Origin of the sequence: Bowmanella sp. JS7-9 (assembly GCF_004329715.1) — a bacterium.
GTDB lineage: Bacteria > Pseudomonadota > Gammaproteobacteria > Enterobacterales > Alteromonadaceae > Pseudobowmanella > Pseudobowmanella zhangzhouensis.
On the sequence record NZ_JXSY01000005.1, the window covers coordinates 24,067 to 35,911 of the forward strand.

The 11,845-nt window shown below is 48.0% G+C and carries 12 protein-coding genes; all 12 read right to left on the reverse strand.

Features of this window, described 5'->3' with window-relative positions:
• Window positions 1-4 precede the first annotated feature (4 nt).
• The gene (gene lpxA / locus TK45_RS02675; RefSeq protein WP_131257087.1) at window positions 5-778 is read right to left on the reverse strand and encodes an acyl-ACP--UDP-N-acetylglucosamine O-acyltransferase; all 774 of its coding nucleotides are present in this window, start codon (window positions 776-778) and stop codon (window positions 5-7) included.
• Window positions 779-1,225, reverse strand: a complete 447-nt coding sequence (gene fabZ, locus TK45_RS02680) for a 3-hydroxyacyl-ACP dehydratase FabZ (protein WP_131257088.1) — start codon at window positions 1,223-1,225, stop codon at window positions 779-781.
• A 21-nt stretch (window positions 1,226-1,246) separates the two neighbouring features.
• Window positions 1,247-2,260 (reverse strand): UDP-3-O-(3-hydroxymyristoyl)glucosamine N-acyltransferase, encoded by a 1,014-nt coding sequence (gene lpxD / locus TK45_RS02685; protein ID WP_131257089.1) that lies wholly within the window; start codon window positions 2,258-2,260, stop codon window positions 1,247-1,249.
• 2 nt (window positions 2,261-2,262) lie between these two features.
• On the reverse strand, window positions 2,263-2,778 hold the full coding sequence (locus TK45_RS02690; protein ID WP_131257090.1) for an OmpH family outer membrane protein: 516 nt from the start codon (window positions 2,776-2,778) through the stop codon (window positions 2,263-2,265).
• A gap of 40 nt (window positions 2,779-2,818) precedes the next feature.
• Window positions 2,819-5,281 (reverse strand): outer membrane protein assembly factor BamA, encoded by a 2,463-nt coding sequence (gene bamA, locus TK45_RS02695; protein WP_131257091.1) that lies wholly within the window; start codon window positions 5,279-5,281, stop codon window positions 2,819-2,821.
• Window positions 5,282-5,319: 38 nt separating this feature from the next.
• A complete protein-coding gene (gene rseP / locus TK45_RS02700; protein WP_131257092.1) occupies window positions 5,320-6,672 on the reverse strand; it encodes a sigma E protease regulator RseP in 1,353 nt (450 codons plus the stop codon).
• Between the two features lies 1 nt (window position 6,673).
• Entirely contained in the window at window positions 6,674-7,855 is a 1,182-nt protein-coding gene (gene ispC, locus TK45_RS02705; RefSeq protein ID WP_131257093.1) for a 1-deoxy-D-xylulose-5-phosphate reductoisomerase, read from the reverse strand.
• Window positions 7,855-8,718, reverse strand: a complete 864-nt coding sequence (locus TK45_RS02710; protein WP_131257094.1) for a phosphatidate cytidylyltransferase — start codon at window positions 8,716-8,718, stop codon at window positions 7,855-7,857. Before TK45_RS02710 ends, ispC begins: the two co-directional genes overlap by 1 nt.
• Window positions 8,712-9,467, reverse strand: a complete 756-nt coding sequence (gene uppS, locus TK45_RS02715; RefSeq protein WP_131257095.1) for a polyprenyl diphosphate synthase — start codon at window positions 9,465-9,467, stop codon at window positions 8,712-8,714. Before uppS ends, TK45_RS02710 begins: the two co-directional genes overlap by 7 nt.
• Before the next feature lie 11 nt (window positions 9,468-9,478).
• A complete protein-coding gene (frr, locus tag TK45_RS02720; protein ID WP_371414259.1) occupies window positions 9,479-10,000 on the reverse strand; it encodes a ribosome recycling factor in 522 nt (173 codons plus the stop codon).
• A gap of 55 nt (window positions 10,001-10,055) precedes the next feature.
• Complete coding sequence (gene pyrH, locus TK45_RS02725; RefSeq protein WP_131257097.1) at window positions 10,056-10,793, reverse strand: UMP kinase; 738 nt, start codon at window positions 10,791-10,793, stop codon at window positions 10,056-10,058.
• Window positions 10,794-10,955: 162 nt separating this feature from the next.
• Entirely contained in the window at window positions 10,956-11,828 is an 873-nt protein-coding gene (tsf, locus tag TK45_RS02730; RefSeq protein ID WP_131257098.1) for a translation elongation factor Ts, read from the reverse strand.
• Window positions 11,829-11,845 lie beyond the last annotated feature (17 nt).

Below are 11,845 nucleotides of genomic sequence, written 5' to 3' on the forward strand. Positions count from 1 at the left end.
GGGATTATCGGACGATGCCGCGGTTATCCTGCTTGAGGAAGTCCGTCAGCAGTTGAAGTTCGCTTGACGCTGGATCCAGCGCAGTAATTTGCTCAATCGCTACCGCCAACGTATTGCCCTGACGATACAGGATTTTATACGCGCGGCGAAGTTGCATAATAGCATCACTGCTAAATCCGCGACGCTTCAGCCCTTCTACATTGATGTTAAACGGTGCCATTGGATGGCCACCCGCCATCACATAGGGTGGTAGATCTTTGGTCAGCAAACAGCCTGCTGCAGCGAAACTGTGTGAGCCGATATGACAAAACTGGTGCACACCAGTATTACCACCAACAATGGCATAATCACCCACGTGAACATGCCCGGCTAATGCAACGTTATTGGCGAAAATATTGTTATCACCAATCATGCAATCGTGTGCCGCATGGACATTCACCATAAACAGGTTCCCGTTACCAATTTGGGTCAGGCTATCATCCTGAATGGTACCGCGGTGGATGGTCACACCTTCTCGGAAAACGTTATTGTCGCCGATGATAAGGCGGGTATGCTCGCCCGCGTATTTCTTGTCCTGGCAATCTTCACCGATACTACCGAACTGGAAAAACACGTTGTTGCGGCCAATATGCGTCTCGCCTTTAACCACAACATGGGAATGTAAACGGGTACCGGCACCAATGGTGACATTTGCACCGATCACACAAAACGCACCAACCTCGACACTGGGGTCGAGGTTGGCAGATGGATCAATAATGGCAGAAGGATGAATCGCCAATTACATTTTCCTCATTGCACACATAAACTCTGCGCTACAGGCTTCCACGCCATTCACGCTTGCCACGCCGGAAAATTTCCAAATCCCACGTCGCTCTTTAATTAACTCAACATCCATATCCAAGCGATCACCCGGTACAACCGGTAACTTAAAACGGGCATTATCAATTCCCGCATACAAGTACAAATCGTCGGTATTTCCGACCGATTTAAACCCCAGAATGCCGGCCGTTTGCGCCAGAGCCTCTAAAATCAACACGCCGGGGAAAATAGGTTTCCCAGGGAAGTGTCCCGTAAAGCACGGTTCGTTGATCGTGATGTTTTTATAGCCTTTGATGCGCTTGTTGAGCTCCAGCTCTGTAATTCGGTCTACCAGTAAGAAAGGATAGCGATGTGGTAGCAACGCCATAATTTCTTCAATTTCAACCACGTTTACCGGTTCCGACACGATACTCTCCTGTTACAGCAATTATTTTAGTTGTTTTTCAACTGCCTTCAGCCGCTGGTTAAAACTATCCAGATTACGCATCGCGACGGCATTTTTGCGCCATTCACGATTAGTAACAGCTGGCATACCCGAAGAGTATGCGCCTGGCTCTTTGATATCTTTAATTACCATGGTCATGCCGGTAAGAAAGACATTATCGCAGATTTCCAGGTGGCCATTAATTGCAACCAATCCACCAAACGTACAGTGTCGACCGACTTTGGTACTGCCAGCGATCACCGAACAGCCCGCAATGGCAGTGTAATCACCGATAACCACATTGTGTGCAATTTGAATCTGGTTATCCAGAATCACACCATTACCAATGATGGTATCTTCGATAGCACCACGGTCAATCGTCGTGCTGGCGCCAATTTCCACGTTATCACCAATGATGACGCGACCTAGTTGCGGAATTTTAATCCACTGGCCGCCTTCATTGGCATAACCGAAGCCATCAGAGCCAATCACAGTTCCGGATTGCACCAAACAGTGTTTACCCATCTGCACTTTGTGATAAATCGTCACATTGGCCCAGAGCTTTGTTCCTTCGCCAATATCTGCATGCTGGCCGATAAAACAGCCCGCACCAATTTGCACGTCGTCACCGAGAACCGCACCAGCTTCGATCACAGCATTGTGACCAATACGCACATTGCGTCCCAGCGTCACAGAAGGATGAATCACTGCTGTTGCAGCGATATCCTCTGAAACATTGGGTGTGTCATCGAGTAACTGAGCAATTTTAGCAAAGCCCACATAAGGATTCGCACAGATTAGCGCATTGACTGGACAGAACTCTGCATCCTCAGCAGAAACGATCACCGCTGACGCCTGAGTGGTTGCAAGTTGGCTACGATACTTAGAATTGGACAGGAAGGAAATCTGACCATTGCCCGCGCCGGCCAGGGTACCGATGGACTCAATAACTAAATCGGCGTCACCTTTTACGGTGCCGCCGATTTGACGAGCTAAATATTCAAGCGTAAACGCCATATTTACTTAATCTTGCTCACGATCTCTACGATTTTGTTTGAGATTTCCTGATCCGTGTTTTTCAGGTAAACCACGCTGCCCGCATTCATGATCACGTCGTATTTTTCTTTTTCTGCAAAGCTGTCGATAGACTGCTTGATCAGCGCCAGAATTTTATTACGCTCTTCTACCTGACGTTGATCCAAACCTTGTTTTAATTCACCGGCTTTTGTCTGGTAATCTTTGCCCAACTCTTGAACTTTTTTCTGCAGTTCCTGCTTTTCAGCTTCACTCATAGTCGCCGCATCACGCTGCTGCTTTTCCATGTAGTACTTAATGTCTTTTTCCAGACGAGTGACTTCCTGAATTTGGTCTTTAAATTCATCACGCAGCGCGGGCTCTACAGCTGCGGTTTGCGGCAGCGACTGAAAAATAGCCTGAATGTTTACGTAACCCACTTTTTCTGCCAATGCAGAAGGGCTTACTAAACCTGCGGTTAAAATGGCAGCTGCTGCCACGCTCTTCTTGAATAATTTCACTTGTTACTCCTTGCTTTTTTACTGCTCATGACAGCTATTTTTAGAATGTTTGACCCACATTGAACGTGAATACCTTAGTATCATCACCTTCATAAGATTTCAGCACTTTAGAGAAACTGAAGATCATTGGTCCCATTGGTGAGAGCCATTGTACTGAAACACCGGTCGAAGCTCTATAGGTTGATGGATCTGAATAATCATCGATTACGCGGCCATATTGATCGGTTTTCCCCACGTACTCATCAGCGTTAAATTCGGTATCCCACAGATTACCCACATCAACAAACAGACTGGTGCGAACTGAGTTATTGAAGTCTTCCTCTACCAATGGTGTAGGAACAATCAATTCCAGTCCAGCAACCGCCATGGCATTGCCACCTAACGTTCTGGTTGTTGTGCTGATATTGTCATACTCAGGACTTAAGACAATCGTAGTGCCATCCGGGCCGGTAATCGTGCGGGGTGAGCGCAAAATACCTTTTGGACCAATGGTATTATTTTCGAAGCCTCGCACTGTATCACTACCACCGGCGCGGAAGAATTCGAAGAAGGGTAATAACTGGTCATTACCATTAATCGTTCCATAGCCATTGCCATATCCAAACTGCGCACGGGCCAATAATGACCACTTATGGCGACTGTCCAACGGATAATAAAACTTGGATTCAAAGTTAAATTTATAAAAATTTAAATCTGAGTTTGGCGTGGTTGCCGCCAACGTCGCGCGTTGCATGGAACCTGCAGTAGGGAAAATACCGCGGTTTAATGTCGAACGATACCATCCTAAAGAGGCCTGGAATGTGTCAAATACCAAAGACGCGTCTGGGTTAGCCGGATCTGAGAATACATCGTAGAAGTTACGGAACTGCTCATAAGCTTGGGTCGGTGACACTTCCTGATGCTTGTACGTTAAACCAAAGTTGATTCGGTTATATTCGTTGATCGGGTAACCAAAATTAGCACCAACACCAAACGTTTTGCTGTTGTATTGCACCAGATTCGCTCGACCAGCATCGAATTCACTATAGAAAATACTGCCACCCAAACTAATACCATCCACGGTAAAGTAAGGGTCTGTATACGAAATAGTGGCACTTTGCTGATACGAAATAGTATTGACATTAAACGCCAACTGCTTGCCTGTTCCCAGGAAGTTATCCTGCTGAATCCCAGCCTGCAAACTCAGCCCAGTTGCATCACCATAACCGATACCTGCAGTGAATGAACCGGATGGCTGCTCTTTAACAGTAAACTCTACATCAACCTGATCTTCTTTACCTGGGATGCGAACTGTTTCGAAATCATTCTCTTCCACATACGTTAAACGAGAAATGCGGTTTTTACTGGCTTCCAAAAGATTATTGGATAACCAGGAGCCTTCCAGTTGCAACAATTCGCGACGGAACACTTCGTCCCCTGTCACCGTATTACCTTTGAAACTGATACGGCGCACGTTGATACGCTGGCCCGGATCCACTGACAAGGTCAGTTTCACAGTATGATCTTCGTCGTTAATTTCAGGTATCGTAGTGACTGTTGAGAACGCATAACCAAAGCGCCCCAGATACTTACTGATAAACTCTTCTGCGTAGGTAACCTGGGCTAAGCTATACAACTGACCATCACGAAGCGGCAGCAGCATTTTAAGCACATCTTCGTTGCCTAGCAGATCACCACTCAACTCGATACCAGAAATGGTATATTGCTCACCCTCACTGATATTCATGGTGATATACACGCCACTTTTATCCGGTGACATGGACACCTGAGTGGAGTCGTTGCTGAAGCGCAGATACCCTCGGTCCATGTAATAGCTGCGAATTTTTTCCAAATCGCCCGACATCTTTTGCTTTTGATAACGGGTTTCAGCCAAGAAATTCCACCATGGAGCACCGAATTGCAACTCCATTTGATTAAGTAACTCTTCATCGCTGAACAGGCTGTTGCCAACGATGTTAATTTGCTTAATCTCAGCTGCGTCACCTTCGTTAAACGACAATTTCAAATCAACCCGGTTACGCGGCAAAGGGGTGACAATCGCGTTAACATCGGCATTGTATTTACCGATTGAGTAATAAAAATCTTTCAGTCCGTTTTCAATAGAGGTGAGAATGGTTTTGTCCAATGGCTCACCAATACGGACATTGTTATCGTCCAGAGATTGCTGCAACTGTTCATCTTTAATGTCGTCGTTTTCTTCGAACACGATGTTGGCAATCGTTGGGCGCTCACGCACACGGATAATCAGCACTTCGTCATCACGGGAAATAGTGATTTTCTCAAAGTGACTGGACGCGTATAACGCGCGGATTAACTGCGCGACACGAAAATCATTCATTTTATCGCCGACTTTCACCGGCATATAGGTTAAGGCAGCCCCCAACGCGACGCGCTGCAGGCCTTCCACTTTAATGTCTTTGACAACGAATTCACTGTCGGTAGCGGCAATTGCTTGTCCACAAGTAGCTAATAAGCTGGCGACAACTAACTTTTTTAACTTCATTTGTTGTTATTCTTCCAAACTACCATCGTTATGCGACATCACAGTCGCGCAATATCATTGAAGATGGCGATAGACATCATTGCGAACAGCAACATGCCCCCTAATCTATAGCCAATCTCCTGCACTCGCTCTGGAACCGGCTTTCCGGAAATCCACTCGAATACATAAAACACTAAATGTCCACCATCCAGCACAGGTACGGGTAATAAATTGAGTACCCCCAGACTGACACTGACAATGGCCAAAAATCTTAGGAAATAGGCTAACCCGATATCAGCACTGGCACCCGCTCCTTGTGCAATTGAAATCGGTCCACTGAGATTGTTAAGGGAAAAGTCCCCTGTCAGTAACTTGCCAATTGCGCTAAACGTAAAGCGGATATACCGCCAGGTCTCAACACCGCCTTCAATCAGTGCCGACCATGGGGAAAGACGTTGTAATGACAACATACCCTCTGGCCAACTGTCTCTGGTCGGTGCAACGCCCAGGTAGCCTACCTGTTTGTTGCCCTGGTTAACAGCCCCTAATGTTGCTGATAACGTTAAAATGTTACCTTCTCGCTCAACGTCCATTATCACCGATTGGCCAGGGCGCGATACCAGATAACCTTGTATTTGTCCCCAATCTTCAATCTGAGTTCCATCCAGACCAATAATTTTGTCTCCAACCTGCAATCCAGCGGCACTGGCAGCTGAGTTTTCTTCCACCAGCGCCAATACAGGGGTTGTTTTGGGGGTAAATAACTCAATTCCAAGCGAGGAAAAAGGTGACTCTTTCTCCGGGTCAAAGTCCCACTGTCTGATATCCAGATTGACTCTTTGCGGGTCTAGTCCGCCAGGCGGAATAATCTCCAGAGTAAGTTGGTTGTCACCTTTATGATGCACCACTTCAAGCCTCGCTGCTTCCCATGTGTGAGTCTCCTGATCGCCTACGGAAACGATCTCACTCCCTACAGGCAAACCTGCTCGCTCGGCAATGCTGCCGGGTGTAATATCTCCAACGACCGGCTTAGCAGCGTAAATTCCAATCAGGTACATCAGCATCAGGGCGAACACAGCGAAAATAAAATTAACCAGCGGACCGGCAGCAATGATCGCCATACGTTTCAGAACATGCTGGCGGTTAAAGGCGAAGGGTAAATCCTTTTCAGGAACTTGTTCCGCTCGTTCATCGAGCATTTGTACGTATCCGCCAAGCGGGATCGCCGCGATGACAAACTCAGTGCCAGATTTATCTTTAGTACGCCAGAGTGGCTTACCAAAACCAATTGAGAAACGCAGTACCTTGACACCACAACGTCTGGCTACCCAAAAATGTCCCCATTCATGCACCGCCACCAGTAAACCGATCGCGAGAATAAAAAACATCAGGCTCCAGATAAATCCCGTCATGTCAGGCCGCTCCCTTCAGCCCTTGTTTAGCTAGTGCACGAATTTCGGCATCATAGCTGAGCACGGCGTCAATACTGTCTAATTGTGAGCTCGGTGCGCAGTTCAGAATCGCTTCATTTATCTGAGCAATTTGGGTAAAGGCTATTTGCCCGCGTAAGAATGCATCTACCGAGACTTCATTAACCGCGTTTAATGCCGTACTGGCAAATTGGTTCGCTTTCGCAGCCTCAATCGCCAAACGCAAATTAGGGAATCGCTGGAAATCAGGTTGTTCGAAACTGAAGTTGGTCATCTGACTGAAATTCAGTGGTGCAACCCCGGCGTCGATACGCTGCGGATAAGCCATCGCATGGGCAATCGGTGTACGCATGTCAGGATTACCGAGCTGAGCCAACACAGAGCCGTCGCGGTATTGCACCATGGAATGAATCACTGACTGAGGATGTAACACCACCTCGATTTGTTCAGGCGCCACCCCAAACAACCAGCACGCTTCGATCAACTCCAGTCCCTTATTCATCATAGTGGCGGAGTCGACTGAAATTTTTCGCCCCATTGACCAATTTGGATGTGCACAGGCTTCATCCGGAGTTTTAGATACGAGTTGTTCAAGCGGCGTGGTTCGGAACGGGCCGCCCGAGCCGGTTAACAGCAAGTGACTGATGCCACTCGTCTCGAGGTCACCGTACTGATAGTTATGGGGAAGGCATTGAAATATCGCGTTGTGCTCACTATCGATGGGCAGAATAACTGCACCGGAGCGATTGGCAGCCTGAATAAACATTTCACCGGACATCACCAGCGCTTCTTTATTGGCGAGCAGCACTTTTTTGCCGGCTTGCGCCGCCGCCAGAGTCGGTAATAATCCAGCCGCCCCGACGATCGCCGCCATCACCTGATTAACCGGTTGCGCTGAAGCGACAGTGACCAGTGCAGATTCACCAGCATGCAATTGCGCATGCAGATTCGCCTGTCTGGCTAACTCACATAAGCGCGAATACTGGCTCTCATCAGCAACAACCAAATGCTCTGGCTGACTGGCTTGCGCCAGACGCACCAGCGTCTCCACATCACGGTGACAGGTTAGCGCGTAGGCCTGATATTTGTCCGGGTGACGGGCCATCACGTCTAATGTGCTTTGACCGATAGACCCCGTGGCACCGAGCACGGTGATGTATTGCATCAGGCAATCCAGTTTACATAACAAAGAGTAAACACAGGAAACGCCGCGGTCAGACTATCGATTCTGTCCAAAATGCCGCCATGACCCGGTAACAATTTACCGCTGTCTTTAATGCCGACGCTGCGTTTAAACATACTTTCATTCAGATCGCCTAGCGCAGACACACCAACAGTCAGAATACCTATAACGAAATGCAGCAGTATCTCAGTGCCCTGCACGTCAAAATGAAACGCGGCAAAACCGATAATCGCCAAGGAGGCCATCACACCGCCATACAGTCCCTCTAAGGTTTTACCCGGAGAAACATTAGGTCGCAATTTGCGACGGCCAAACTTCACACCGGAGAAAAACGCACCAATATCCGCCGCCCAAACGATCCCTAATACGTAAAAGATCATTGATGCACCGAAGTAATGGTCAATGTGAAAATCTTTGGTTCGCAGCACCACAATCGCTACCCAGGTGGGGATCAACGTGAGGATGCCAAACAGCCCCCGTATTAACGTATTATTGCGCCACCAACCGGTTTGTTTCGGATAGGCGATGATCATCAATAAAGATGCCACCCACCATACTGCCGCAACACTAAGAATGCCCTGATAAAACGGATGGATACTGCCATCCTGCCAAATCACATCGACGTTAACCTGCATCGCCAACAACACACAAAGCGCCATAAGCAGCAGTGCGTAAAGGGCTTTAGCAGGACGCCAGAAAATGCCGGAAAGTTGCGCCCATTCATACGCCCCCAATCCAACAATCAGTGCGATGACGATTTGAAACTGTTGTAAGGGCAAAAATAAGATAGCGCCAAGGGCTAATGGCGCGAGGACTAATGCGGTTATTATTCGTTGTTTTAGCATGCATTACCCGATTGAGGTTGTTCTATTTGATCGCCAGTTTGTCCAAAGCGGCGTTGTCTTGAAGCAAATGCCAACACGGCCCGTTGAAATTCCTGTTCATTGAATTCCGGCCAAAGTACATCGGTAAAATAAAATTCTGCATAGGCCGCCTGCCATAACAGAAAGTTACTGATGCGTTGCTCTCCTCCGGTGCGGATCAGCAGATCAAGATCCGGTAGCTGGCTGAGGCTGGTGTGTTGGTCAAACAAAGATTCATCAATAGATTCGGCCGACAGTTCGCCAGAGGCGACTTTTTGTGCCAATTGCTGAGCCGCATGGACAATATCCCAGCGACCACCATAGTTGGCAGCGATGTTTAACACCAATTCGTTATTTTGCGCGGTCTGTAACTGCGCTTGCTCGATTAATCGCACCAGTTTGTCATCAAACCGGGATAAATCCCCGACAACCTGGAGCCGTACGCCGTTTTTATGCAGTTTTTTCACTTCGCTTTTTAACACGAAAGTGAACAACTCCATCAACACGCTGACTTCTTCTTCCGGGCGGCGCCAGTTCTCGCTGCTAAAAGCGAACAGCGTCAGAGCCTGAATTTTATTTTGGCGGGCAAAACGAACCGCCGCACGCACCGATTCAACACCGGCTTTGTGACCAAACGTGCGACGTTTTCCCTGTTGCTTAGCCCAGCGGCCGTTGCCATCCATGATAATGGCAACGTGCTTGGGCATGGTATCCATCATTAACTGCGTCATGGAAGACCAGCTTAGATTTCCATCAACTCGGCTTCTTTGTCAGCCAGCAGTTGATCCATGGTTTTTACAAATTCATCTGTCAGTTTCTGAATCTGCTCTTCACCACGACGCGCATCATCTTCACTGATTTCTTTTTCTTTCAGTAACTCTTTAATATCGGCATTAGCATCGCGGCGAATGTTACGCACTGCAACACGACCCTGCTCGGCTTCGTTACGCACGACTTTAATCAAATCTTTACGACGCTCTTCCGTCAGTGGCGGTAATGGAATACGCATCACAGAACCGGCACTCATTGGGTTTAAGCCCAGGTCAGACTGCATAATTGCCTTTTCAACCGCTTGCGCCGCACTCTTATCGAATACGGTTAATGCTAATGTACGCGCGTCTTCCGCGACGATATTGGCAAGTTGCTTCAACGGCGTGTTAGAGCCGTAATAAGGCACCATAATGCTGTCCAGCAGACTTGGGTGAGCGCGACCAGTACGGATTTTAGTAAATTGGCTTTTCAGCGCACTGACGCTTTTTTCCATACGCTCGCGGGCGTCTTTTTGAATATCGTTAATCACCGTAGAGTTCCTTTTACTATCAGGCCAGATTTTCGGCGTGGTCAATCAGGGTGCCTTCTTGCTCCCCCATCACCACTTTACGCAATGCCCCTGGCTTATTCATGTTAAATACACGGATTGGCAGGCTATGATCCCGCGCCAGCGTAAACGCGGCTAAATCCATGACTTTCAATTCTTTTTCCAGTACTTCCTGGTAACTAAGGCTGCTGTATAGCTTGGCCTCAGGGTTCTTCGCAGGGTCGCTGTCGTACACACCATCCACTTTGGTGGCTTTAAATACCGCTTCTGCTTCAATTTCGATACCACGTAAGCACGCTGCAGAGTCAGTGGTAAAGAAAGGGTTACCGGTACCGGCCGAGAAAATCACCACACGACCCGATTTAAGCAGGCTGATTGCCTCCGCCCAGTTATAGGCATCACACACACCGTTTAACGGTATGGCTGACATCAGGCGGGCATTAACAAATGCACGATGCAGCGCATCTCGCATGGCCAAACCATTCATAACCGTCGCCAGCATGCCCATGTGGTCACCGACTACCCGGTTCATACCAGCCTTAGCCAGACCTTCACCACGGAATAAGTTACCACCGCCAATCACCAGGCCAACTTCAATGCCCAGCTCGACTAATTCTTTGATCTCCTGAGCCATACGATCCAATACCTTAGGATCTATACCGAAGCCTTCAGAACCCATCAGGGCTTCACCACTCAGTTTTAACAGTATGCGCCGATAGGCGGATTTTGGAGTACTCATAGACAGGACTTTCCCTTATAAACAAACCGCGACCATAAGCCGCGGTAAGTTTATCTGACATTGGCATGGCCTAAAAGCCAAGATACCAATTATTTCGGATTTGATTGCCATAAAGCGGCAGATTGACGACATTGTCAGCAATCTGCCCACGACAATCGCAGATTACTGCTTAACTGCGGCCATCTGCGCTGCTACTTCAGCAGCAAAATCTTCTTGCTTCTTCTCGATACCTTCACCCACTTCGAAACGGATGAAGTTAACAACGTCAGCACCTTTAGATTTCAGCAGATCACCAACCAGAACAGAAGGATCTTTCACGAAAGGCTGACCAGTCAGGCTGATTTCGCCAGTGAATTTCTTCATACGGCCTTCAACCATCTTCTCAGCGATATCTTTTGGTTTGCCGCTGTTTACCGCGATCTCAACCTGAATTTCACGCTCTTTTGCTACAACTTCAGCAGACACGTCTTCAGGTTTTACGAATTGCGGGCTGTTCGCTGCAACGTGCATGGCTACGTCTTTAGACAGCTCTTCGTCACCGCCAGTCAGGATAGCCAGAACACCGATGCGCGCACCGTGTACGTAAGCACCCAGATTGTCACCTTCAATGCTCACAACACGACGTACGTTGATGTTTTCACCGATTTTAGCAACCAGGTTATCACGCACAGTTGAAATAGCTGTGCCGTCGATTTCCAGTGCATTCAGAGCGTCTACATCGTTAACTTTGTTAGCCAGCGCAACGCTGATCAGCTTGTCACCGAACGCCAGGAAGCTAGCGTCACGTGCTACGAAGTCAGTTTCGCAGTTCAGCTCGATCATGGTGGCAACATTGCCTTCAACTTTAGTCAGGATGATACCTTCAGCGGCGATACGGCCAGCTTTTTTGGCGGCTTTTGCCTGACCAGATTTACGCATGTTTTCAATTGCCAGCTCAATGTCACCGTTAGTTTCTTGCAAAGCGTTTTTGCAATCCATCATGCCGGCGCCAGTGCGCTCGCGTAATTCTTTTACTAATGCTGCAGTTACTGCCATTTTGGAGTCCTCTACAA

Excerpts from the sequence above, each read along its gene's own strand:
- lpxD (WP_131257089.1), bottom strand. The coding sequence starts at position 2,260 with ATGGCGTTTACGCTTGAATATTTAGCTCGTCAAATCGGCGGCACCGTA.
- bamA (WP_131257091.1), bottom strand. The coding sequence starts at position 5,281 with ATGAAGTTAAAAAAGTTAGTTGTCGCCAGCTTATTAGCTACTTGTGGA.
- rseP (WP_131257092.1), bottom strand. The coding sequence starts at position 6,672 with ATGACGGGATTTATCTGGAGCCTGATGTTTTTTATTCTCGCGATCGGT.
- ispC (WP_131257093.1), bottom strand. The coding sequence starts at position 7,855 with ATGCAATACATCACCGTGCTCGGTGCCACGGGGTCTATCGGTCAAAGC.
- TK45_RS02710 (WP_131257094.1), bottom strand. The coding sequence starts at position 8,718 with ATGCTAAAACAACGAATAATAACCGCATTAGTCCTCGCGCCATTAGCC.
- uppS (WP_131257095.1), bottom strand. The coding sequence starts at position 9,467 with ATGACGCAGTTAATGATGGATACCATGCCCAAGCACGTTGCCATTATC.
- frr (WP_371414259.1), bottom strand. The coding sequence starts at position 10,000 with ATGGAAAAAAGCGTCAGTGCGCTGAAAAGCCAATTTACTAAAATCCGT.
- pyrH (WP_131257097.1), bottom strand. The coding sequence starts at position 10,793 with ATGAGTACTCCAAAATCCGCCTATCGGCGCATACTGTTAAAACTGAGT.
- tsf (WP_131257098.1), bottom strand. The coding sequence starts at position 11,828 with ATGGCAGTAACTGCAGCATTAGTAAAAGAATTACGCGAGCGCACTGGC.